At 54.3% G+C, this 23563-nt stretch carries 27 protein-coding genes; 7 read left to right on the top strand and 20 right to left on the bottom strand.

From position 1 onward, the window contains the following. Positions 1-89: 89 nt before the first annotated feature. Both mdtJ and mdtI read left to right on the top strand, forming a co-directional pair. Positions 90-452 (top strand): multidrug/spermidine efflux SMR transporter subunit MdtJ, encoded by a 363-nt coding sequence (gene mdtJ / locus HV355_RS14125; protein ID WP_010430538.1) that lies wholly within the window; start codon positions 90-92, stop codon positions 450-452. After that, positions 439-768, top strand: a complete 330-nt coding sequence (gene mdtI, locus HV355_RS14120) for a multidrug/spermidine efflux SMR transporter subunit MdtI (RefSeq protein WP_010430539.1) — start codon at positions 439-441, stop codon at positions 766-768. The genes mdtJ and mdtI overlap by 14 nt, the downstream gene beginning before the upstream one ends. Before the next feature lie 46 nt (positions 769-814). Here the strand turns inward: mdtI and HV355_RS14115 are convergent, their stop codons facing one another. From HV355_RS14115 to HV355_RS14100, 4 genes are all read right to left on the bottom strand, one after another. Continuing rightward, positions 815-1636 carry a serine protease gene (locus tag HV355_RS14115; protein ID WP_010430540.1) on the bottom strand — a complete coding sequence of 274 codons (822 nt, stop codon included), beginning with the start codon at positions 1634-1636 and terminating at the stop codon, positions 815-817. Between the two features lie 275 nt (positions 1637-1911). After that, on the bottom strand, positions 1912-2232 hold the full coding sequence (gene asr, locus HV355_RS14110) for an acid resistance repetitive basic protein Asr (RefSeq protein ID WP_182402359.1): 321 nt from the start codon (positions 2230-2232) through the stop codon (positions 1912-1914). A 146-nt stretch (positions 2233-2378) separates the two neighbouring features. Next, positions 2379-3863, bottom strand: a complete 1485-nt coding sequence (locus tag HV355_RS14105) for a carboxypeptidase M32 (RefSeq protein ID WP_182402357.1) — start codon at positions 3861-3863, stop codon at positions 2379-2381. A 74-nt stretch (positions 3864-3937) separates the two neighbouring features. Continuing rightward, a complete protein-coding gene (locus HV355_RS14100; protein WP_010430549.1) occupies positions 3938-5191 on the bottom strand; it encodes an MFS transporter in 1254 nt (417 codons plus the stop codon). A 121-nt stretch (positions 5192-5312) separates the two neighbouring features. On the opposite strand from HV355_RS14100, the gene HV355_RS14095 reads away from it, so the two are divergent. The 3 genes from HV355_RS14095 (at position 5313) to bioD (ending at position 8386) form a co-directional block, all read left to right on the top strand. Beyond that, positions 5313-6218 (top strand): LysR family transcriptional regulator, encoded by a 906-nt coding sequence (locus HV355_RS14095; RefSeq protein WP_010430552.1) that lies wholly within the window; start codon positions 5313-5315, stop codon positions 6216-6218. A gap of 121 nt (positions 6219-6339) precedes the next feature. Beyond that, complete coding sequence (mlc, locus tag HV355_RS14090) at positions 6340-7560, top strand: sugar metabolism global transcriptional regulator Mlc (protein WP_182402355.1); 1221 nt, start codon at positions 6340-6342, stop codon at positions 7558-7560. A 130-nt stretch (positions 7561-7690) separates the two neighbouring features. Continuing rightward, the gene (gene bioD / locus HV355_RS14085; protein WP_042714599.1) at positions 7691-8386 is read left to right on the top strand and encodes a dethiobiotin synthase; all 696 of its coding nucleotides are present in this window, start codon (positions 7691-7693) and stop codon (positions 8384-8386) included. Here bioD and clcB read toward each other — a convergent pair. The 9 genes from clcB to HV355_RS14040 all read right to left on the bottom strand — a co-directional run bounded on the left by clcB (position 8321) and on the right by HV355_RS14040 (position 17405). Further along, the gene (gene clcB / locus HV355_RS14080) at positions 8321-9631 is read right to left on the bottom strand and encodes a voltage-gated ClC-type chloride channel ClcB (protein ID WP_182402354.1); all 1311 of its coding nucleotides are present in this window, start codon (positions 9629-9631) and stop codon (positions 8321-8323) included. The two genes, bioD and clcB, sit on opposite strands and share 66 nt — an antisense overlap. A 102-nt stretch (positions 9632-9733) precedes the next feature. Beyond that, positions 9734-10882 (bottom strand): osmoprotectant ABC transporter ATP-binding protein OsmV, encoded by a 1149-nt coding sequence (gene osmV / locus HV355_RS14075; protein ID WP_010430562.1) that lies wholly within the window; start codon positions 10880-10882, stop codon positions 9734-9736. Next, positions 10882-11529, bottom strand: coding sequence for an osmoprotectant ABC transporter permease OsmW (gene osmW / locus HV355_RS14070; protein WP_006808875.1), 648 nt, complete (start codon positions 11527-11529; stop codon positions 10882-10884). The genes osmV and osmW overlap by 1 nt, the downstream gene beginning before the upstream one ends. A gap of 8 nt (positions 11530-11537) precedes the next feature. Beyond that, on the bottom strand, positions 11538-12437 hold the full coding sequence (gene osmX / locus HV355_RS14065; RefSeq protein WP_148399418.1) for an osmoprotectant ABC transporter substrate-binding protein OsmX: 900 nt from the start codon (positions 12435-12437) through the stop codon (positions 11538-11540). Positions 12438-12455: 18 nt separating this feature from the next. Beyond that, positions 12456-13166, bottom strand: coding sequence for an osmoprotectant ABC transporter permease OsmY (osmY, locus tag HV355_RS14060; RefSeq protein ID WP_042718248.1), 711 nt, complete (start codon positions 13164-13166; stop codon positions 12456-12458). Between the two features lie 276 nt (positions 13167-13442). After that, a complete protein-coding gene (locus tag HV355_RS14055; protein WP_126815450.1) occupies positions 13443-14180 on the bottom strand; it encodes a YoaK family protein in 738 nt (245 codons plus the stop codon). 155 nt (positions 14181-14335) lie between these two features. Then, on the bottom strand, positions 14336-14959 hold the full coding sequence (locus HV355_RS14050) for a glutathione S-transferase family protein (protein ID WP_174339447.1): 624 nt from the start codon (positions 14957-14959) through the stop codon (positions 14336-14338). 72 nt (positions 14960-15031) lie between these two features. Beyond that, positions 15032-16228: an MFS transporter gene (locus HV355_RS14045; RefSeq protein WP_182402530.1), complete on the bottom strand. Its 1197-nt coding sequence runs from the start codon at positions 16226-16228 to the stop codon at positions 15032-15034. 49 nt (positions 16229-16277) lie between these two features. Continuing rightward, positions 16278-17405, bottom strand: a complete 1128-nt coding sequence (locus tag HV355_RS14040) for an alpha/beta hydrolase (protein ID WP_182402352.1) — start codon at positions 17403-17405, stop codon at positions 16278-16280. 114 nt (positions 17406-17519) lie between these two features. On the opposite strand from HV355_RS14040, the gene HV355_RS14035 reads away from it, so the two are divergent. Further along, the gene (locus tag HV355_RS14035) at positions 17520-18404 is read left to right on the top strand and encodes a LysR family transcriptional regulator (protein ID WP_148399851.1); all 885 of its coding nucleotides are present in this window, start codon (positions 17520-17522) and stop codon (positions 18402-18404) included. 43 nt (positions 18405-18447) lie between these two features. Here the strand turns inward: HV355_RS14035 and HV355_RS24030 are convergent, their stop codons facing one another. Together HV355_RS24030 and cspA are read right to left on the bottom strand one after the other, a co-directional pair. After that, positions 18448-18606, bottom strand: coding sequence for a YnfU family zinc-binding protein (locus tag HV355_RS24030; protein ID WP_213329513.1), 159 nt, complete (start codon positions 18604-18606; stop codon positions 18448-18450). A gap of 208 nt (positions 18607-18814) precedes the next feature. Beyond that, positions 18815-19027 (bottom strand): RNA chaperone/antiterminator CspA, encoded by a 213-nt coding sequence (gene cspA, locus HV355_RS14030; protein ID WP_182402350.1) that lies wholly within the window; start codon positions 19025-19027, stop codon positions 18815-18817. A 701-nt stretch (positions 19028-19728) separates the two neighbouring features. On the opposite strand from cspA, the gene HV355_RS14025 reads away from it, so the two are divergent. Continuing rightward, positions 19729-20184, top strand: a complete 456-nt coding sequence (locus HV355_RS14025) for a hypothetical protein (protein WP_182402348.1) — start codon at positions 19729-19731, stop codon at positions 20182-20184. A gap of 44 nt (positions 20185-20228) precedes the next feature. On the opposite strand, the gene HV355_RS14020 is transcribed toward HV355_RS14025, so the two are convergent. The 5 genes from HV355_RS14020 to HV355_RS14000 all read right to left on the bottom strand — a co-directional run bounded on the left by HV355_RS14020 (position 20229) and on the right by HV355_RS14000 (position 23238). Then, on the bottom strand, positions 20229-20639 hold the full coding sequence (locus tag HV355_RS14020; protein WP_182402346.1) for an SgcJ/EcaC family oxidoreductase: 411 nt from the start codon (positions 20637-20639) through the stop codon (positions 20229-20231). Between the two features lie 215 nt (positions 20640-20854). Continuing rightward, complete coding sequence (locus HV355_RS14015) at positions 20855-21841, bottom strand: DUF4238 domain-containing protein (protein WP_182402344.1); 987 nt, start codon at positions 21839-21841, stop codon at positions 20855-20857. Positions 21842-22185: 344 nt separating this feature from the next. After that, positions 22186-22401 carry a DUF6500 family protein gene (locus HV355_RS14010; RefSeq protein WP_182402342.1) on the bottom strand — a complete coding sequence of 72 codons (216 nt, stop codon included), beginning with the start codon at positions 22399-22401 and terminating at the stop codon, positions 22186-22188. A gap of 95 nt (positions 22402-22496) precedes the next feature. Next, positions 22497-22814, bottom strand: coding sequence for a YebG family protein (locus HV355_RS14005; RefSeq protein WP_109080919.1), 318 nt, complete (start codon positions 22812-22814; stop codon positions 22497-22499). Positions 22815-22884: 70 nt separating this feature from the next. Then, complete coding sequence (locus HV355_RS14000) at positions 22885-23238, bottom strand: helix-turn-helix domain-containing protein (protein ID WP_029485062.1); 354 nt, start codon at positions 23236-23238, stop codon at positions 22885-22887. Between the last annotated feature and the right edge of the window lie 325 nt (positions 23239-23563).

The raw sequence follows: 23563 nt of genomic DNA, 5'->3' as shown, positions 1-23563 counted from the left end.
GCGCTTAGCTGTCTGATCTCATTTAATATTTTTTGGTTTGCTGTCCAACGCGAGCCACGATGGATTATATTCTCAAGCAGGAGAAGAACATGTTTTACTGGATTTTATTAGCCCTGGCTATTATCGCTGAAATTACCGGCACCCTGTCGATGAAATGGGCAAGCGTGAGCGATGGTAATACCGGTTTTATTTTAATGCTGGTGATGATTACCCTTTCCTATATTTTCCTCTCATTTGCGGTAAAAAAAATCGCGCTGGGTGTCGCGTATGCCCTGTGGGAAGGTATCGGTATTTTATTGATCACGCTGTTCAGCGTCATGATATTTGACGAAACCTTGTCGACAATGAAAATTGCTGGATTAACCACGCTGGTGGTAGGGATCGTGCTGATTAAATCGGGTACACGTAAACCGACGAAACAGCAGAAGGAGCAGGCTCATGCAGCAGTTTGAATGGATCCACGCGGCCTGGCTGGCGCTGGCCATCGTGCTTGAAATCGTGGCTAACGTCTTTTTAAAATTCTCTGACGGTTTTCGCCGTAAGTTTTATGGATTGATGTCCATTGCCGCCGTGCTGGGGGCATTTAGCGCCCTGTCGCAGGCGGTAAAAGGGATCGACCTTTCTGTGGCCTATGCGCTGTGGGGTGGCTTCGGTATCGCCGCCACCCTGGCAGCAGGCTGGATCCTGTTCGGTCAGCGTTTGAATCACAAAGGCTGGATCGGCCTGGTTCTGCTGCTCGCAGGCATGATTATGATAAAACTCGCCTGATGTCAGTTTCGACATCCTCTTCAGGCAGCGATATTCGCTGCCTTTTTTATTGCTGCGCGAGCGCTTCCAGCTTGTCGCGAAAACCGGTAACCGACAGGGCACGGTTGTCGGCGCGCCATCTGTCTTTGGCGGATGGGGCAGAGCTTTGAACACCAATCAACTGCCAGCCATTCTCGGTTTTCAACATCAGCGGTGACCCGCTGTCACCCGGTAGCGTATCGCACTGATGCGAGAGCACGCTGTTTTGCGCCCAGCCAGTGACCGTGCAGTCCGTATGCGTGTAGAGAGAATCAAGATGATCGACCGGGTAGCCGGATTGCGTCACTTTTCGGTCGACGGCTTTCAGCGCCGCCGTCAGCGCGGCTTTGTCACCGTCGAATAAGGGCAGGGGCGTGATACCCGATGGCGGATAACGCAGAACAATCAGCCCAAAATCCCAGGATGCGGCGGCAGGGGGCACAATCCAGCCCTCACCATCCGGTTTTAAGCGTTTACCCAGAGAGGGATCAACCCGTCCTTCAATGCCGTGGATCTCATAGCGCCAGACCCCTTTTTGCGACACAAAGCGCAGGGCGATAGCTTTATCCGGTTTACCGGCTGGCGGCATGAGAAGGCAATGACCGGCCGTCAGTGCCAGTTGAGGCGTAATTAATGTTGCGGTACATAAGTTACCGCTAGCCGTTTCCAGTTGTCCTATGGCATCCCAGGGGGCCTGCGTCGGATCGGTAACCCGCGTGCGGTCATCATGACCAAAAAAAAGGGTCTTGACCTCTTTGGCGCTGATAGCGTCTTCATCACCATCGTCCGCATGTAAGAATCCTGAAAAAAGACCAAACGTTCCCAGTAACAACACAACAGATTTACGCATATCACACTCTGGTGGGGTAATTATGATTATTAAAAGTGAACCCTATGAAAATACTATAGACGGGACAGCGCGAAAGTGGGAGTAAAATCAGCGTGCTACAATCAGGAAAGATAAAACTGGCTTGCGATGAGCGCGCATAAAATAAGCAAGATAAGAATGAGCTCAAACCGATAGCGCCGCAGCATACGCCCTCCGGATAAAAAAACGGCGCGGAACTGGTCGGTTCAGCGCCGGTTTACCAACGTGCCCCGAAGGGCACGGTTTAGCTTGTACTCTTACGCAGCTGGCTGTGCAGCTGGTTTAGCAGCTTCGTGTTTTACTGCTTTTTTGTGATGCTTTTTAGCAGCCTGCGCTTTCTGCTCTACAGCAGGTTTGGTCGCTTTTTTGTGGTGCTTTTTAGCGGCCTGGGCTTTCTGCTCTGCAGCAGGTTTTGCTGCTTTGTGATGTTTCTTATGGTGAACCGCTTTGGCTGGCGCAGCGGTGGTGGTTGCAGCTGGAGTCGCAGCAGGTGTTGCGGTCGCGGTAGTTTCAGCAGCAAATGCAGCAGAAGACAGACCCATAGCAGCGGCAACAACCAGAGCTAATACTTTTTTCATTTTCATACCCTCGAATTTGGTTTTTCATTTAACCCCACTGCGGGGCCGTTGAAAGAACTATATCCCTGTAAACTCGGGGTTTCCGTGAGTGATTGGTATCGGCGTGTAACCGTTTGTACAATGCCGGGTTCCCCCGGCGATGTCGATTACAAATAGCGTGACGTCAGGTGCTCGCGGAAGTAGCGGATATTCAGATCTTCCCCCGTCGCCTGGGTAATCAGCTGAGAGGTGCTAAACCGGCTGCCGTGCTGCCAGACGTTCTGGCGCAGCCAGTCGAACAGCGCTGAGAAATCGCCGTCAGCGATAGATGCCTGCAGACCCGGAAGCGCCGTTTTCGCGGCGTGGAAGAGCTGCGCAGCGTACATCGCACCCAGCGTGTACGACGGGAAATACCCAAAGCCGCCGTCGGTCCAGTGGATATCCTGCATACAGCCGTTGCGATAGTTATCTTTGGTCGATAGCCCAAGCCAGGCCTGCATTTTCTCATCCCACAGCGCCGGAATGTCGTCCACCTCAATGTCGCCGTTGATCAACGCGCGTTCAATTTCATAGCGCAGCACCACGTGCGCCGGGTAGCTCACTTCGTCCGCATCAACGCGGATATAGCCCGGCTTCACGCGCTGGTTCCAGGCGATAAAGTTCTCTTCGCTGAACGCAGCCTGACTGCCAAAGCGGGCGTGAACGGCAGGTAGCAGATGCTTCAGGAAGGCCTCGCTACGCCCGAGCTGCATCTCAAAGAACAGGCTCTGAGATTCGTGGATTGCCGTTGAGCGCGCCAGCGCCACGGGCTGTCCGGCCCAGGCGCGCGGCAGGTTTTGTTCGTAACGCGCATGTCCGGTTTCGTGGATCACGCCAAACAGCGCGCTCAGCAGCTCGTCCTCGTCGTAGCGCGTGGTGATACGCACGTCTTCCGGCACGCCGCCGCAGAACGGGTGGGCGCTGACGTCCAGACGACCGCCGTTAAAATCGAAGCCGAGCATCTTCATGGCTTCCAGACCCAGCTCACGCTGCGTCGCGGTCGGGAAAGGGCCCTGCGGCGGAACGAACGACCGATGAGCCTGTTTTTCCACGACGTTTGCCAGGAGGTCCGGCAGCCAGGATTTCATGTCGCCGAACAGCACGTCCAGACGCGCGCTCGTCATGTCTGGTTCAAAAATATCGAGCAGCGCGTCGTAGGGCGAACACCCTTTGGCGTCGGCGCGCAGGCGAGCCTCTTCGCGGCTCAGTTTCACCACCTCTTTCAGGTTGGCGGAAAACCCCTGCCAGTCGTTGGCGGGGCGCTGAGTACGCCACGCGTGCTCGCATTTGCTGCCTGCCAGCGATTTTGCTTCCACCAGCGATTCGGGTAGCAATGTTGCTTGTTGATAATGGCGCGTCATTTCACGCAGGTTGGCCTGTTCGACATCATTCAGGTCTTCGCTTGTCGCGGCAGCCAGCCAGTCACCCACTTTTTTATCTGTCAGGATCTGGTGTTGCAGGACGCTCATCTCCGCCAGCGCTTCACCGCGCGCGGCACTGCCGCCCGGTGGCATCATGGTGAACATGTCCCAACTGGCGATGGAGGAGAGGTGGGAGAAGCGGGAGAGACGCTGGAAGGTGCGGGTGAGTTGCTGGTAGTTATTGTTTTTCATGAAGTCCTCGTGTCTGAATCAGCCGATGACAAAAATTAGCATCGGCTCGATTTAAACACGAAGGCCGCAGAATGTTAATGCAGACGTTTATGCAAACTGGCCCCCACCAGCAGCGCCGCGCACAGCATCAGCGCGATAAACCCGCCCACGCCGTTCCAGCCGTAGTTGTGCCAGAACACGCCGCCGAGCGTCCCGGCAATGCTTGATCCCAGGTAATAGCTAAACAGATACAGCGACGAGGCCTGGCCCTTTGCGCGACGGGCGCGCGGGCCGATCCAGCTGCTGGCGACCGAGTGGGCGGCGAAAAAGCCTGCAGAGAAGAGCAGCATTCCGGCAAAAATCAGCCACAGAGAGGAGAAGAGCGTCAGCAGCAGGCCGACGAGCATCACCGCCGTGAAGAACAGCATCACCGGGCCACGACCGTAGCGTGCGGTCATCGCTCCGGCTTTTGGCGAACTCCAGGTGCCGGTGAGGTACGCCACGGAAAGCAGGCCGACCACCGCCTGGCTGAGATGCCACGGAGAAAGCATCAGGCGATAGCCAATGTAGTTAAACAGCGTGACAAACGAACCCATCAACAGAAAACCCATCAGGAACAGGCGCGGCAGCCCTTTATCACGCCAGTGCAGGCGGAAGTTGATAAACAGCGTTTTGGGACGCAGGGACGCCGGGCGGAAGTGACGTGATTCCGGCAGAATTTTCCAGAACATCAGCGCAGAGGCGAGCGCAAAGCAACCAATCACCGCCAGCGCAATGCGCCAGTTAAAGAAATCCGTAAACACTCCGCTCAGCAGGCGTCCGCTCATCCCGCCGATGGAGTTCCCGCTGATGTACAGCCCCATAGAGAAAGCGACAAAGCTCGGGTGGATCTCCTCGCTGAGATAGGTCATCCCGACCGCCGCGACGCCGCTCAGCGATAACCCGATCAGCGCACGCATTATCAGGATACCGTGCCAGCTGGTCATCATCGTCGAAAGCAGCGTACAGACGGAGGCCAGCATCAGTGCGGTGACCATGACCTGCTTTCGGCCAATCGCATCTGAGAGCGGCCCGGTGAACAGCAGACCGACCGCCAGCATCCCGGTGGAGAGAGAAAGCGAAATACTGCTGCTGGCAGGCGACACGCCAAACTCGTGGGATAACACGGGCAGGATCGGCTGAACGCAATAGAGCAGGGCAAAGGTTGCGAGACCCGCTGAGAAAAGCGCCAGCGTGACGCGCATAAACTGAGGGGTACCACGTTTAATAAACTGCACCGGCTGAGATGCTGCAGGTAAATCATCAATATCATTTGCCGGAGTGATATCAATGGTAGTTGTACGACTCACACATGTTCCTTGCTTAAACATCCCCGTGATTTCTGGTGACGGGTATGACCACAAGATCAGAGTAGGAAAATGTAAATATTCTGTCTAATATATTAATAATCTCAAATGATACTTTAAAAATATGAATATCGAACTGCGTCATTTACGCTACTTTGTGGCGGTAGCAGAGGAGCTGCATTTTGGCCGCGCGGCGGCGAGGCTGAACATCTCTCAGCCACCGCTCAGCCAGCAAATTCAGATCCTCGAACAGCAGGTTGGGGCGCGTTTGCTGGCGCGTACGAACCGTAGCGTGAGCCTGACCGCCGCGGGCAAGCAGTTCCTGGCCGACAGCAGGCAAATTCTGAGCATGGTGGATGACGCCGCTGCCAGGGCGGAGCGGCTGTATCTTGGGGAGACCGGCGAACTGCGGATCGGCTTTACCTCGTCGGCGCCCTTCATTAGCGCCGTCTCAGAAACCCTCTCATCGTTCCGCCGCCATTTCCCGGACGTGCATATTCAGACCCGCGAAATAAACACCCGCGAGCAAATTTCGCCGCTCAACGAGGGGGCGCTCGACCTGGGGCTGATGCGTAATACCGCGCTACCGGATACTCTGGCGTGGCAGGTTATCCTGCGCGAACCCCTGATGGCGATGATCCCGCAGGATCACCCTCTGGCGTCGCAAGCTTCCGTGACGCTGGCAGAGCTGGCAAAAGAGCCCTTTGTCTTTTTTGACCCTCAGGTCGGCACCGGTCTGTATGACGATATTTTGGGCCTGATGCGTCGCCACGATCTCGCTCCGGTGATTACTCAGGAAGTAGGGGAGGCCATGACCATTATTGGTCTGGTTGCCGCCGGACTTGGGGTTTCTATTCTCCCGGCGTCCTTTAAGCGGGTACAATTGCAGGAAATGCGCTGGGTGGCGATTGCCGAAAAAGAGGCGGTTTCCGAGATGTGGCTGGTCTGGTCAAAACATCGCGAACAGAGTCAGGCGGCGCAGCGGTTTAAAAAGCAGCTCATTACAGCCTCGGCAGGGCGATATTTATAGGGAAACTGGGGTAAAAATGTGCGGTAAATCACATGGCTAAGTAAATATTTGACGACGCCTGGTGAAGTGCTTCACCATAGCCAACAGTTTATTTCGAAGCTCGAAAATAAGGGAGTACGAGGTGGTTGCTGATAGCCAGCCAGGGCATATTGATCAGATTAAGCAGACCAATGCAGGCGCAGTGTATCGCCTGATTGATCAGCTCGGTCCGGTTTCGCGTATCGATCTTTCGCGCCTGGCACAACTGGCACCCGCCAGTATCACCAAGATAGTCCGCGAAATGCTGGAAGCTCACCTGGTCCAGGAGACGGAAATACAGGAGCCGGGCAGCCGTGGACGTCCTGCCGTCGGGCTGGTGGTAGAAACGGAAGCATGGCACTACCTGTCACTGCGCATTAGCCGGGGGGAGATCTTCCTTGCGCTGCGCGATCTCAGCAGCAAGCTGGTGGTGGAAGACCGGCTGGAGCTCCCGCTCGATGCGGAACAACCGCTTCTTGACGCCATCCTGGCCCATATCGATCACTTCTTTATCCGCCATCAGCAGCGGCTTGAACGGTTAACGGCGATTGCTATCACCATGCCGGGTATCATTGATACCGAGAATGGCATCGTGCACCGCATGCCGTTTTATGACAATGTCAAAGAGATGCCGCTGGGTGAGGTGCTGAAAAACCATACCGGCGTGCCCGTCTACATTCAACATGATATCAGCGCCTGGACCATGGCGGAGGCGCTGTTTGGCGCATCTCGCGGCGCGCGCGACGTTATTCAGGTGGTGATTGATCACAACGTGGGGGCGGGGGTGATTACCGACGGTCGCCTGCTGCACGCCGGAAGCAGCAGCCTGGTGGAAATCGGTCACACGCAGGTCGACCCGTACGGTAAACGCTGCTACTGCGGGAACCATGGCTGCCTGGAGACCATTGCCAGCGTCGAAAGCGTGCTGGAGCTGGCGCAGGTGAGGCTCAGCCAGTCGATGAGCTCCTCGCTTCACGGCCAGCCGCTTACCGTGGATTCACTGTGTGCGGCTGCCCGACAGGGGGATTTACTGGCGAAAGATATCATCACGGGCGTCGGTAACAACGTGGGCCGCATTCTCGCCATTATGGTCAATCTGTTTAACCCACAAAAAATTCTGATTGGTTCACCGCTCAGCCAGGCGGCGGATATTCTCTTTCCGGCGATTTCTGCCTGCATCAACCAGCAGGCGCTGCCTGCGTACAGTAAAAACATCGCGGTCGAAAGCACCCAATTTTCGAACCAGGGAACCATGGCCGGTGCCGCGCTGGTGAAAGATGCGATGTATAACGGCTCTTTACTGATCCGTTTGTTGCAGGGTTAACTCTTTTCCATAGATGTAAGAAATATTGCGCTATCTCAAGCCGGGTAGCGCACGCATCCCGTAGACTTCCCCCACTGAATTATTTACCTGGTTTATATTTTCGAAGCATACCCAAGAGGTGGAATGAGTCATGCTTAAGCGTTTCTTTGTTACTGGTACTGATACCTCTGTCGGCAAGACCGTCGTATCCCGCGCATTGCTGCAGTCTCTGGCAGCCAGCGGTAAACGCGTGGCAGGGTACAAACCGGTCGCAAAAGGCAGTAAAGAGACGCCAGACGGATTGCGTAATAAAGACGCCCTGGTGCTGCAAAGCGTTTCGTCCATTGAATTACCTTATCACGCGGTAAATCCTATCGCGCTGAGCGAGGATGAGAGCAGCGTGGCGCACAGCGGTCTGATCAACTACAGCCTGCTTTCCGATGGTCTGGCGAGCCTGAGCGAGAAAGTTGACCACGTTGTGGTTGAAGGTACCGGCGGCTGGCGCAGCCTGATGAATGATTTACGCCCGCTTTCCGAGTGGGTGGTGCAGGAACAGCTGCCCGTGGTGATGGTGGTCGGCATTCAGGAAGGGTGCATCAACCATGCCCTCCTGACGGCACAGGCCATTGCCAATGACGGCCTGCCGCTGGTGGGCTGGGTGGCTAACCGTATTAACCCGGGGCTTGCGCACTATGCTGAAATCATCGATGTGTTGAGCAAAAAACTCCCCGGGCCTTTAGTGGGTGAATTGCCCTACCTGCCGCGCGCCGAGCAGCGCGAATTAGCGCAATACATCGACCTCTCTGCTTTCAGCAGTATGGGGTCCGTAGACAGAGTCGTGGCGTAACGTCCTCGACAGTACCGACGCGACGACGCACGCGACCAGCAAGCCGGGCAGTAAAAAATACTGCCCGGTCATTTCACAGACCATAAGTGCCGACATAATCGGCGCATGCGTCGTGGCAGCCAGCAGCGTTGCCATACCTGCCAGTCCCAGCAAAATTGCCGTCTCAGCACCTGGAAACCACAGCACGGATAGCTGCGCAAACAGCATTCCTGTCGCCATGCCGACAAATAACGTCGGTGTGAACACCCCGCCGGGCGCGCCCGAGCCGCTGCTTGCCAGTACCGCCAGCAATTTACAGATAAACACGCCTGCAATCACCGACAGCAACGGCGGGGCGAGAAGAAAAGCCTGAACCACACTGTAGCCATTCCCCCACACCTTCGGCGTCAGCAGCGACAGCAGCCCAACGATCAGCCCGCCCAGCGCCAGCTGCCACGGCGGCGAAAGCTTAAGGCGCAGAAACAGAGCGTGGCTGTACGCCATCAGCCACATCAGCAGCGGACCGCACAGCCCGGCCAGCAGTCCCATGCCGACAATCAGGGAATAATCTACCGCGGTAAGGCTCTCGCTGAGGTGAACCGAATAAAGGGTGTTTGCGCCGGGGCTGAGCAGGCGGGTCGTAAGCAGCGCGACCACGGCAGCAATCACCACCGGGCCGAGCGAGGCCAGCATCAGCGTGCCAAACAGGATCTCAGCGATGAACAGGCTTCCGGCTAAGGGGGCGTGGTAGGCGCTGGCCATCCCGGCGGCGGCCCCGCAGGCAATCCACAATTTCCATTCTGATTTAGGGGTAAAGCGCCGGGCGAACAGGGAAGCCGCGAGGGCGGCAAGCAGGATCATCGCCCCTTCACGCCCGATGGCGCTGCCGCTGGCGACCACCAGCAAAGAAGCGAGTGATTTCACCAGGCTGGCACCGTAATCAAACTGTCCGTCTTCGGTTTCCAGCGCTTCCATATAATCGGTTGGCGCGTGAGGCCGCTGCGCGGTAAACCGTTGCCATCCCCAGAGCAGCAGCCCAGCAGCCAGACCGCCCAGCGCGGGCGTCAGCACCCGTCGCCAGGGCGATAATGCGGCGGCGGCGTTCACCAGGCTGCCGCTGTCGTTGCTGAGAAACAGCCACTCCAGCAGATACATGCTGTGGCGGAATACCGCAACGGCCAGCGCGGCCAACACGCCGGTGACGGTGGCAATCAGGAGTCGGCGAAACATCGCGCGAATGTCGGGGTAAGCGTGAAGACGTTGCATGGGTCGCGAGTCAGCGGGAAAGATACAATATTGTGGCGGGAAATCGTGGGGTTAGCAAAAGGTATGCGTGCGAAAAAGCCGGGCGATGCCCGGCCTGAAAGATTAACTCTCACTATGAATATTCAGCGCCCGGCGCGTACGCCCTGAACTCAGGTACTCGGCAATATAGTCCTGAGAAATCTCGCCGTTGTAGCGCCCGTCCTCATCCACAATCGGCATCCAGCTGGTATTGCTCTCATACAGACGTGAAAGCACCACGCGCAGGTTGTCTTCCGCTTTGCCGGTCATCCGGAACGGATGCAGGATGTCGGCGCAGGTACCGCTGGCGTTACGCGCTTCGCGACGCTTCACAAAGCCCAGCGGTTTACCGTGCTCATCGACCACGGTAATCGCGCGAATATCATTATCATCCATGGTTGAAAAGGCTTCGGGAAGCGGGGTAGAACCCCGCACCGTAATGGTCGGCTGCTGGTCGGTCACGTCTCCTGCGGATACCAGCAGCAGACGCTTCAGCGTACGGTCCTGACCAACAAACGAGCCGACAAACTCATTCGCCGGTTTCGCCAGCAGTTCATCCGGGCTGGCGCACTGCACGATTTTCCCCTGACGGAACACCGCAATACGGTCGCCGAGCTTCAGGGCTTCGTCGATATCGTGGCTCACCAACATGACGGTTTTTTTCAGCTTGCGCTGCATCTCCAGGAACTGGTTCTGGATCACCTCGCGGTTGATCGGGTCCACCGCGCCGAAGGGTTCATCCATCAGCAGCACTGGAGGATCCGCCGCCAGGGCGCGGATCACGCCGATACGCTGCTGCTGGCCGCCGGACATCTCGCGCGGGTAGCGGTTGAGGAACTTATGCGGATCCATCGCCACCATATCCATCAGCTCTTCGGCGCGTGTTTTGCAGCGCGCTTTATCCCAGCCCAGCATGCGCGGCACGACGGTGATGTTCTCTTCGATGGTCATGTTCGGAAACAGGCCAATCTGCTGGATCACGTAGCCAATGTTGCGGCGCAGGGTGACGGTGTCCATCCCGCTGGTGTCTTCACCGTTGATCAGGATTGTCCCGCTGCTCGGGGTAATAAGGCGGTTAATCATCTTCAGCGTGGTGGTTTTCCCACAGCCGGACGGGCCGAGCAGGACGCACATTTCCCCTTCGGGCACGTTCAGGTTGACGTTATCAACGGCCTTAAAGGTCTGGCCATGCTTCTGTGAAAATTGTTTGGTGAGGTTTTCCAGTTTTATCATTATCGAATCCCCTTTGGAGTCAGAACCACCTGCAGACGGTGCAGCAGCCAGTCGAGCACAATCGCTAAAAGACAAATCATCAGCGCGCCCGCGATCAACATGCGAATATCACTTCCGCCGATGCCATTGAGCAGCAACAGCCCCAGACCGCCCGCGCCGATCACGGCGGCAATCGCCATCACGCCAATGTTCATCACCACGGCGGTGCGGATCCCGCCGAAAATCACCGGCAGCGCCATCGGGATCTCAACCCAGCGCAGGCGCTGCCAGAAGGTCATGCCGATGCCGCGCCCGGCCTCGCGCAGGCCCGGCGGCAGGCTGTCGAGCGCCGTATGGGTATTACGCACAATCGGCAGCAACGAGTAGAGAAACACCGCCGTAATCGCGGGTAGGGCACCAATCCCCTGACCGATCAGTGAAAACAGCGGAATCATCAGGCCAAACAGGGCGATGGACGGAATGGTCAGCACAATGGTGGCTATTCCCAGAACCGGGGTCGCCAGCCACTTGTGGCGGACAATCAGAATGCCCAGCGGTACGCCGATGATGATGGCTAAACCCACGGCCAGCGCCACCAGCCATAGATGCTGCAGCGTCAGGGTTAAGAGATAATCCCAGTTGTCCAGAATGTAGTGAATCGTCTCCATAGCGCCTCCTACAGCAGCTGTTTGCTACGCAGGAAATCTCGGGCGACCTGCTGCGGTGACTGATGGTCGATATCCACCTTCTTATTCAGTTCGGTGATAGCGTCGTTGTTGAGCTGGGCCGAGAGGGTGTTGAGCGCCTCTTCCAGACCGGGGTTGGCGTCCAGCGTGTCTTTACGCACCACCGGCGTCACCGCGTAGCTCGGGAAGAAGCCTTTATCGTCTTCCAGCACCTTGAGGTCGAAGCCTTTCACGCGCCCGTCGGTAGTGTAAATCAGTCCAGCATCGACAAACCCGTCGCGCACGGCGTTGTATACCAGGCCCGGGTCCATCTGACGGATCTGTGGGCGATCCAGCTCCATGTTGTAGGCCGCCTGAAGCGGCTTCATGCCGTCGCTCCGTCCGGCAAACTCCAGGTCTAGGCCCAGCAGCCAGTTTTTGTCCGGGTTGGTTTTACGGATCTGCTCAATCTTCGCCACCATCTCCGACATGGTGTTGATATGTTCCGCCTCGGCGCGCTTGCGCTGCATGGCAAAGGCATAGGTATTGTTCATGTCGGCGGGCTTGAGCCAGACCAGACCGTGCTTCGCGTCCAGGCGTTTCACCGTCTCGTAAGACTCCTGCGGCGACATGCGCTTGTTGATATGGTTAAAGATGATCAGCGACGTGCCGGTGTACTCCCAGGTCATGTCAATCTGCTTGTTGATCATCGCGTTGCGGGAAATCACCGTGGCAATGTTGGTTTGCGGCTGTACCTGAAAACCTTTCTTTTGCAGGTACTGCACGGTCATTGCCGAAAGAATGTGCTGCTCGGTAAAGCTCTTGGTCGCCAGAATCAGCGGGGCCGCCATTGCCTGGCTGGTGAACAGCGCCGCGGCACACAGCGCTGTCAGGCTGGAAAACAGTCTCATAAAAGCTCCTTGTTATTGTTATCGAGCGAGATGGGGACTCATCGCGCGACCCAGCGCCGCCAGCAGGGTATCGAGGATCAGGGCGAACAGGGCGGTGGCCGCCGCGCCGAGGATCAGGGTCGGGAAATCGTTTAAGTAAATACCGGGGAAAATCAGCTCGCCGTAGCTGCTGGCACCAATCAGGAACGCCAGCGGCGCGGTACCGACGTTAATGGCGGTGGCGATGCGGATCCCCGATAGCATGACCGGCCAGGCGGCTGGCAGCTCAACCTGACGCAGACGCTGCCATTTGGTCATCCCGATGCCGTTTGCCGCTTCCAGTAGCGACGGCGGGACCGAGCACAGCCCGGCGTAGGTGTTACGCACTATCGGCAGCAGCGAGGCGAGGAACAGGGCGATGATGGCGGGCGTATCGCCAATGCCAATCACCACCATCGCCAGCGCCAGAACGGCCAGCGGCGGCAGCGTATTGCCGACGTTGAAGATTTGCATGACGTATTCGGCGATACCTCGCGCCGCAGGGCGGCTCAGCAGGATCCCGCTCGGAATACCGACCAGCAGGGCAAAAAACATCGACGAGAAAACCAGAATCATGTGCTGTTGCCCGAGATAGACCAGGTCAACCTGGCGCGCCCTGATCGTCTCCAGCCCAATGCCCCAGACGAGGAGGGCGAGAACCACGATAATGGCGCCGACAAACAGCAGCGAGCGTTTGAGTAATGGGTGCATTGCGGTGTGTCTCCCTGTGCGCATGCGTTATAGCAACCACCGGTTGCCTGTTGTTATGCCATGTTTCGGCAGGGGTATTTCACCTATAGCAAGCGTTTGGGAAGGGTTCCAGCGAAGGGGTAAAATCAGTAACCCTATGAAAACAGTGACAACCTCGGGTTAAGCCTTATGGCGTAAGGGCTGATAGAGGTGCAGACAGAATAGTCCTAAAGCGCTTTTTTAAAAGTGACGCTGTCACATTTAAAAGGCGCTTACACCGAATATCAATCTCAATCTTCATTGAGAGGCACGCACCCGTCGAACCCGCGTCGAGACGGTGATAATTGAAACGATAGCGACCACGGCGAGCATCAACCCGAGCGCCAGCATGGCGTTAAACCCGATCCACCTGAACAGCAGCAGTCCCGCTATACCGCCCGTAATAAACGAGAAAAGGGTGGTTAAGTGGGTTTTCAACTGGCTTTTTTGTGCCGCCGTATCTTTGGAGTAATCCCTGCGGAGCATTGCAACCAGTACGGAGGCCAGGGATATTCCCGCGTCTGTCAGCGTCCCGGTAATGTGCGTCGATCTCACCCGTCCGCTGGACAGCTGCGTGGAAGTGGAATTATGAATGCCCATCAGGCCGCACAGAAAAAGAATAATTTCTCGGTTGCTCGTGAGGGTATGAAAAAACATTTCGTAGAAGGAGACGCCGGTCAGCAATATCCCTTCAACAAACAGGATCTGGCAAAAAACCAGCCGGACGTTATGGATAATACCCCATATCACGATTGTGCGCGCAATAATGGCGCCTGCGACAAAGGAGAGAATAATCGACCCGAAAAAAATCATATCGCTCAGGTCGGTGGAAGAGACTTCGCTGGATAATTGTGAGGTGTTGCCGGTCATGTGTGAGGGGAAAAAACCAAATGCGCCGAGGGCGATGGCATTCAGCAAACCTGCCGAGGTCGCCAGCCAGAGAGCAAGCCGGCGATCCTCCTTATGCGTTCGTTCTTTCTTGAGTCTAATCAGCAAAAATACCTCCAGGTTGAGCGTTGCCTGAATAGTCAGGCTAGCAAAGCGGTGCAACGGGCTGTCCAGGATATGGCTTAATTATTATTCCCTCAGGCGACTTTCAGGGTTAAGTAATTAAATAAAATATCCTTGCTCAACATGGGGGCGTAAATACTTCACATCATGCCGTTATTGCCGTGACGCAAAAACGCCGGCCGCTGGTTGAGACGTTCAAACCAGGCCTCAATCGCGGGCACGTCGGGCTTATCAAACGGCGTCATCTTCCAGCGATTCACCGACAGCCCAAGCACCACGTCCGCAAGGGTAAACGTCTCGCCCGCTGCAAAGGCTCCGGTGTGCTGCAGCTGGTTTTCCAGAATGGTAATGCAGTGGTTCCACTCTTTTATTCCCGCCGCAATGCGCCGAGGGTCGTTAAAGTCCGGGTTTTTACGCCCCAGCGCCGGGAAGACATAGCGCCAGGCGTTATTGAATTCGGTTGCCTGCCAGTCCATCCAGCGCTCAACGTTGGCGCAGGCCTGCGGCTCTGCGGGCAGCAGCGCGTGATTTCCGGCCTTGCGCACCAGATAACGGCAGATGGCGTTGGACTCCCACAGCACGAAATCACCGTCAATCAGTACCGGCACCATGGCGTTGGGGTTCAGCGCGCGGAAGGCATCCGTTTCCGTTGAGGCAAAACCGCTGCCGTAATCTTCCTGTTGATACGCGAGGCCTGCTTCTTCGCAGGTCCAGAGCACTTTACGAACATTGATGGAGGTGGTTTTGCCGAGGATGTTAATCATGTCGCCGCTTCTCTTCAAAGTGATGAATCGTTTAAAAACAATACACCAGCGGTGAAGAAAAGCGTCAACAAATCATCCGGCGAGTGATTTGTGAAGACGCGAAAGCAGAAGCGTCAACACAACCGCGCCCAGGAGCAATATTCCGCTCAATGCAAACGTGCTCTGCCAGCCGCTATGATCGAACACCATACCGCCCGCCGTTGAGCCGAGCGCAATGGCGAGCTGGATCACGGCGACCATTAACCCGCCACCGGCTTCGGCATCTTGCGGCAGCGTTCGTGCAATCCATGTCCACCATCCCGTGGGGGCCGCCGTCGCCAGCATCCCCCAAAAGCTTAACAGCAGGGCAACGATCCACAGGCTGTGACCGGTCAGTATCAACACGCCTGCAATGACGGCCATCAGCAGGGGAATGGCGATTAACGTCTGGTAAAACGCCGCGTTCATAACCATGGCAACGAGCAGTGTGCCAACAAAACCCGCGACGCCGATGGTGAGTAAAATCAGCGATAAGCCAGAGGGACTGACCTGCGTGACGGTTTCAAGAAACGGCCGCACGTAGGTAAACAGCGCAAACTGTCCCATAAAGAACAGGCCGCAGGCCAGCAGACCCACAGAGACCGCTCGCTGACGGAACAAACGAAAAACGCTTCCACGCGAGGCATCGTACTGATTCCCTTTCATACCCGGCAGGCTAAAACACTGCCAGATGAAGGCGACTATCGCTACAGGAACCAGGCACAGGAAGGCACCGCGCCAGCCAATGGTGGCGCCGAGATAGCTCCCCAGTGGGGCTGCCACCACTGTCGCCAGCGCGTTCCCCCCGTTGAATATCGCCAGCGCGCGCGATACCTGATGCTGCGGAACAAGGCGAATGGCCGTTGCAGCAGACATGGACCAGAACCCACCTATTGCGATACCGATCAGCGCGCGGCCTGTCATGTAAAGCAGATAGTTTGGGGCGAAAGCGATAATCATCCCCGAGAGCGCCATCAGGATCGTCATGCCCAGCAGAAGGTGTTTGCGGTTCATATTCCCGGCAAGCCGGGAAAGGAAGAGGCTGGTCAGAACCGCCAGCGCGCCGGAAATCGCGATCCCCTGGCCAGCGAGCCCCTCTGTAACGCCCAAATCTCTGGCAAGGGGCGTGAGCAGGCTGACGGGCATAAATTCCGAGGCAATCAGGACAAATACGCACAAGGTCATGGCAAAAATACCGCCCCAGTGCGCGCGTTCCTCATTCTGTGAGGTGGTAGGGTTCAGAGTGGACATAGTCATCTTTCACGAAGCACCGCCCGCTCAACACGGGCGGCGGAGAGGTTTATTTCAGGCTGGTTTTGAAGAACTGTTCAAACTGCGCGAAAGGGATCTTCCCGGCAACGTTGTCGTAGAGGTCGACATGGTTTGCGCCCGGAACAATCACCAGTTCCTTCTGCTTGCTGCCGACCGCTTTAAACGCATCTTCCGCAAAGTAGCGGGAGTGTGCCTTTTCACCGGTTACGATAAGCGTCGGGATAGTCACTTCACCGGCGTAGCTCAGCAGCGGCATATTCATAAAGGATAATGGCGTGGTCGCGGTCCACGCGCCGGTGGAGTTGACGGAACGCGCGTGGAAGCCACGCGGCATGCGGTAGTAGTCATAGAACTCCTTCAGTACCGGATGCGGGTCTGCTGGCAACGCCTCTGGCAGAATACGTTCAGCCGCCGTCACCTTGCCGTTCTCATCGACATAAATGTCATGACCGCCGTGCGCGAAGGTCCCGTTCTCAGCATCTTTCCAGCGCTGTGCGTTCAGATACTGCAGAACGGCACGGCGGTCAGACGTTGAATAGCGATCTTTCCCGTCGCCCACGCCGTGGCCCATCGCCCGGCTCATGTCGTACATCACGCTGGTGGCGACCGCTTTCACGCGGGTGTCCATGGAGGCTGCATTCAGCGCCATACCGCCCCAGCCGCAGATGCCGAGAATACCAATGCGGTTACGATCAACCTCTTCCTGCAACCCCAGGAAATCCACCGCCGCGCTAAAGTCTTCGGTATTGATATCCGGAGACGCGACGTTGCGGGGCTGTCCACCGCTTTCGCCCGTATAGGACGGGTCAAACGCCAGGGTCACAAACCCATTTTCTGCCAGGGTCTGCGCATACAGGCCGCTGGACTGCTCTTTGACCGCGCCAAACGGCCCACTGACCGCAATCGCCGCCAGCTTGCGGTCGCCACGGTTTTTGGGAAGATACAGATCGCCTACCAGGGTGATCCCGTATCGGTTCTGGAAGGACACCTTACGGTGATCGACTTTGTCACTTTCGGCGAAGGTTTTATCCCATGTAGTCACCATCGAAACCGGTGCGTTTGGGTTGGTGGTTTCTGCATAACTCATTGTTGTCACTCCACTTAATGATGCACATAGCAGCATCGCAACGGACAGTTTTTGGGTAAATGTTTTCATGGAAATGAACCCTGGGTTGTTGTGTTGCGGTCATTATAGTTAGCAGAAATAGTGCTGATTAGAGGGCGAAAGCTGCTAGGATTAATATCATATTGTTATAAATTGGTGAGGATGATGGCTAAACGGGAAAACTATAATGAGCTGTACCTGTTCATGCAGGTGGTACGGGAGGGGAGCTTCACGGCGGCCGCGCTTCGGCTTGGGCTGGCGCAATCCGGGATCAGCCGCTCGGTTCGCGAGCTGGAAGCGCGATTAGGCGTTCAACTTCTGGTCCGCACCACGCGCAAGCTCTCGCTCACCCATGCCGGGGAACAGCTTTATCAGACCGCCGAGTCTGCATTCGATACGCTCGATACGGGTCTGGCGACCCTGGCACACTATCGTCAGACGCCGTCCGGCACGGTGCGTATTAATGCCAGCCAGCACGCTATCGATAAATGTCTGCTGCCAAAGCTCGCCATTTTTAAACAGCGTTACCCGGACATCAGGCTGGAGCTGATGAATGAAAGCCGCTTCGTCGACATTATCGCCGAGCGGTTTGATGCGGGTGTCAGACTGGGGCCGGAAGTGGGGCAGGGAATGATTGCAGTGCGTATCACGCCTGATATGGAAATGGCCGCAGTGGCTGCCCCGGAACACTTCAGACGCTACGGTTTTCCGCAGACGCCAGCCGATTTAGTGGCTCATCCCTGCATTGCCTACCAGTTTGCCGACGGTAGTGACTATCAGTGGGAACTGGTGCAGGACGGGAAAAAAATCACCCATCGGCCAGAGGGGCAATGGGCGCTGTCTGACAGCTACATGGAAGCCGAAGCCGCCCGGCTGGGGCTTGGGCTGGCCTATGTTCCGGTGGAGCTGGTGGCTGACGATCTGGAGCGCGGAACGCTGATCCGGGTGTTGCAGCGCTATAGCCTGCGCATGGACGGGTTGTACCTCTATTATCCGCACCGCAACGTGTCGCCTGCCCTGAGGGCTGTGATCGATACGCTGAAAATATAGCTTTATTTCAGGGATAAAGAGAATGGCAGGAACACGCCTTCATTCATTTGGAAGATTTAAAGAGGGTATTGCAAGACGGACAGACAAGTTGAGAGCCTTTCTGAACGCGGCTAAAGCTGTGTTCTGAATCTTTTGCACAGCCTGGACATGTGCATTTCACTAAATAATTACGATGAGTTTGTGTTTTTTTACGTACTGACATAGGGAGCTCCTGCTATAAGGGGACAAAAACAATACACGATTAAAATGATGATTACTTATTTTTTTAACAATATTTGAAGAGATTAAGACGTCAGGGAGTATAAATAAAAAACCCGCTCGGGGCGGGTTCATTTTATTATCAGTAGCACATAACTGCTCAGGCCAACGCCTTCATCGCTATCGTAAGCGCCACAGATAATGAGCACCTATTACAGTGCAGTGACGTTACCGGCCGCAGGGCCTTTAGCGCCATTTTCAATGGTGAAGGACACTTTCTGACCTTCATCCAGAGTTTTGAAGTTAGCGCCCTGGATTGCAGAGAAATGCACGAATACATCTTTGCTGCCATCGTCAGGAGTGATAAAGCCAAAACCTTTATCTGCGTTGAACCATTTTACTAAACCAGTCATTTTATTAGACATAGATAATTCCTTAATTTATGAGCCACATAGTGCGGCGATGATGGCCTGTATTGAGAGAGTTACTTATTTGGCACTTAGGAGAAGGCTCATGAAGGAGGGATATCTAAGGATAACACCTGAACTGAGGACTGCTTTACTAAAACTGCTTTCATAAGGTCTGTTTTCCAAACCGATGACGCTATTAAGACATAGAATATTTATTACCGCAATGTAAATATTATTTTATTTTAACCATTTAAACACCCGGATGGCTGAACGGCTGATAATATCCTGAATATCCTATTAGCTGCTGCGGCCTGGCAAGAACCCAATATCCGCACCGTAGCGTGTCGCCTGCGCCTGGAGCGGTGATTGATGTCCTTAAAATTTAGGGCTGCGTTGTCATTCTGGAAGGCGCCTCGCAAACCTCAAAGTAACCTTATGAAATTAAGTGATATGTCTTTTCCTCAACGGGCCGCGGTCGTAAAGTGCCTGCGTTGCGGCACATCCGCAATCGGGCGTAGGAACCCGTCAACCATATAGTGACATTACGTATGTCGCAGCAGTGCCGATCTCGTTACAATAGCGGTGGCGCTGACGGAGCAGCCGTAAGGCTGGCCGTTTTTCTATATGGGCGGTATTCCTACCTCTGTCAGCGCTACCCCCCAAGCGTAGGAACTTAAAGGGTGGTTACATAAACTACATATAGAAGGACGCCTTATATGGCTACTATCCCAACCCTGACTTATCTTCCGTCTGACGAAAACGTCATTCTGCAACTTATCTCCCAACCACTACCGGCTGATGCCGATCTATTTGACGTCGCCGACAACTGCGCCGCGCTGGTGAGCGTGCTGGTCGAAACCGTTGATGTCACGAGCCGTACTGCGCTGTGCGAGCGTCTTCTTCAGGCCCTGCGCAGGCTGCGTAAACTCTGCGATGTCGATCTTCCTCCCCATCTGATAGAACAGTTGATCATGGGTGAGAAACTGAACTCCTGCGTGCCGGACTGTTGGCAGGACACCCTGACTCAGGTGGATTATGTTCTGGCGCTGACGCAAGCGGTGATGGGGGGAACGCTGCCCAGCCACGTAGCGAAAGAGCTAACGGGCCTGCTGCACGATATGGTGTGGCTGCTGGCTGAGTTTGTGAAGGAGCCGCGCATTACTGCGCATTAAGGACGCTGGCGGGGAGGGGCGGCAGCGCCCCTTTAAAGCCGTGATTAACGTGATGAGTCCCCGGTATCCAGAAGCGATGTACCGTAGGAGTTGTCGATGGTACAAAGCCAGCGACCGTCGCTTTCCTGCCGAAAAACATAGGTCGCGCGACGCGACATTTCTGTTGTCCCTCCCTGACCATCAGGAAAACGCAGTACGGTTTCCATGATAACGAGGGCATTGCCGCCACCTTCGATTACCTGCATCTCCCCTTGTACGACAATCAGCTGGCCCTGGAAATAATCAGAGATGGCTATAAACGCTCTGCGGATATTGTCTTTGCCATTAACGGTCATGCCGGGTTTAACCACCAGAGCTGCGTCGTCGGCGTAGTACTCCATCAGGGCGTCATAGTTTTTGGTGGTGATGGCGTGGTCACAGGACTCAATGATCTGGCGTAGCGGGTGTGGGGTCATGCGCGATTCCTCGTTAAGGGGTAAACACGTATTAACGTAACAGCCTGATGCGTTTGTATAGCTACCAGGTTTTATGGCTGGTAGCGTTGAGGGGGAAGAGGTGGGGGAGGTAACGTTAGGTCTGCTAAGAGCGAGGAGCGGACATTGGTACAATGTTGCGATGAATGAGTTTAAGGTTGATGCTTATATTTAGCTTTATATAAAAATATACCATCTTAAAAAAGAGGCCTTTTTTTATATCTTAAACCCAGTTGTTTTTTATAAGGTAGTAGGGCGTTTGTTGTGTTTCCTATAATATGCACCATGGCTTGGTTTGCTATTTTTATATTTAGTTCTTCAACAGTATCTTTATCGATATAGTTCACGCCTAGAGAAAATCGCTTTGAATTACATATGATGTAGGCTATGCGTGGTGAAATTGGGTAGTAAAAGTCAGCATACTCAGGCGCGATAAAATCTGTCTCTGAGACACATGAGTGCACGTTAACGACTGGATGATCTGATGTTATGAAAGGTAGCCCGGTATCGTTTACCAATAATGAATGTATATCTTCATTACGACTCGAATATAAACTCCACCCAATATTCATCCCAAACATGTAGCTTATAAACCACCAGGCATGAACAATCGTGTCGGATACTTTTATTTCAAGATTATTACGACGAGGCTGAGCATGAAACACTGCATCCCTGAAAGGCTTTGTACGCGTAATCTGATGACCAAAAAACATCATGAATTCAATCATGTGCTGTTTATCATCAAGTATGTCAAGCCTTTCATTTGCGAGCGCTTCTAATATCGATAATGCCTTCAATTCATGAGATGAATGGAGATTCTCCATTAAGTTGCACTTTGTCGCATGAAGAAGTGCTTCCGCTTCCTGATCTTGTTTACCAGAAGCCCTATACATAGCCTCTAATCTTTGCAGTCTAAGGACGTCATCTAGGTAGGAAATGTGTTGAGTATGGAGATGGCTGGGGCTTTTTCGAGAGAAGGCCTTAATTATATCAACGTTCTCGCTAGTAAGCGTTGTTGTTTTATAGAAAAAGTCGTCAGCAGCTATTGCACGTACACTGTCGCAGGCAATCTTTCCAGTCTTGGTTGTGTAGAAAACATTTTTTGTACCATTACCCCAGCGCGTTAGGTAATTCGCCCAAACATAATGGTGTCTCTTCTTAGCTTCAATGCTTTTTCGTAACATGAGAATCTATTCCTTAAGAGGCTATCCTTAAAGCTTCTCTGTTAAAACAAAAATAGTCAATCACGTCATTTGTTGCCAAGCTACGGTCGGCAAAACTTGGCTGCGACATCATAGTTTTTAGAATCATTAAATGTCCGCTTCTGGCACAAAGCGGACCGCACCACATCACGAACAAAAATTACCCTGTTAGCGCCAACGTCAACGAAACAGCGGATGCTGCACAACGCGCGATAAGAAGCAGGCTTACGTGCGCAGTGACCATTGGCAGACTGGTCTCAGAAGAGTTATGCGACCGTCAGAGCGATGAAATCCCGCAATGTTACCGGCCATCTCGTATTAGCGTGTTAAAGGGGTGAGACGAGGTTTCTGATCTTTTCAGCCTTTTCAAAATGGTCCAGTTTCATCTCCATAATCCACCAGTGTGCCACTTCCATAAGCAGTTCAGGATCGTCATTTTTATTAGCAAAAAAAGCATAAAACGAAAGCCCAACGTTGCTTCCCTTTGAAGCAACTTTTGAATCACAGATCCGGATCATTTTTTCCTTCATTCCTTGCCGCACGCCATCTCCTTTACTCTTTTCATGTTCGGGCTAAAAAAAAGCCGCAAGCAGATATCTGCTTACGGCTACAGGATCGGTGATGATTTTTCTGACAATCAGGCCGCTTTTACAGCCCTGATTTTTTTCGTGTCAGCCGCATCGGATTCAGTTTTATCCGTTGCAGCTGGGGCAGTGAGATCGGGAAGTTTGCTGGTACGCAGAATATGCTGCACGGTCTCTTTCTGCTCGGCGAGATACAGGCCAAGATTTTCAGCCTGCGTTTCATCCATCTGCATTCCGCTTTGCAACAGCCAGTCGGTGAACGCGTCTGCCATATCGAGCAGCTTGTCGTGAGCGTCAGCTTCTTTCTTACTGGCAAAAGTCATTTTCTCTTCACCTTTTCTTACGACAACAAATTTTGTTTCAACAGCCATCGTGCACCTCGCTATACTGTTATTATATACAGTATAGCAGCAACAGATCGAAGTTGCAGCAAAATATGCATTACTGGCGCAGCTGCTGTGTTTCCGGGCCACCCATGCTCCGCCGCCATGCCCCAGGCGCCTGACCATACTGACGCTTAAAGCTGCGGTTGAAGGACTGCTGAGAGTCAAAGCCCAGCGCGATCGCCACGTTCAAAATCGGCTCGTCGCTGTGGGTTAAGCGCTCAACCGATTTTTGCAGCTTTTGCGCGCGAATGTACCCGGCAAGGGGATAGCCAGTATGTTCCTTAAACAGACGCTGGAGGTGCCATTTTGAGTAGCCGGAACGCCTGGCAACGGACTCAATATCCAGACGGCTATCCAGGTTGTTGTCGATCCAATCGAGTAAATCGTGCATAAATGCGCCAGTGTTCATCTGGTTATCCTCACGCTGCCTGTATAAAAGTATCTTTATCTGTTGCATTTAAAGGTGGCGCGTTTTTCTGTTAATTGCAAGTTTTATTATTGCATTTAAATCCCTGAGCGAAACGGGTGTTTTAACATCGACTCAAATAGCACATAAAGTGCAACAATTATTCTTGCACTTAATTAAGCGCCTTCCTACAATCGCCGGGAATAGTGTATTCGCAACTGTTACAGTTTTGTGGCGATGAACGACACAAATGGCCTTAAGCCAGCCACCGGACAAAGGAAGTGGCGCAGCGCCTCCCGCTGCGTCTTGCCCGGCGGCTACAATTACC

Source organism: Enterobacter sp. RHBSTW-01064, assembly GCF_014103035.1.
Lineage (GTDB): Bacteria > Pseudomonadota > Gammaproteobacteria > Enterobacterales > Enterobacteriaceae > Enterobacter > Enterobacter mori.
The sequence above is the reverse complement of the archived record's forward strand: the minus strand, read 5'-3'. Positions and strand labels throughout refer to the sequence as shown.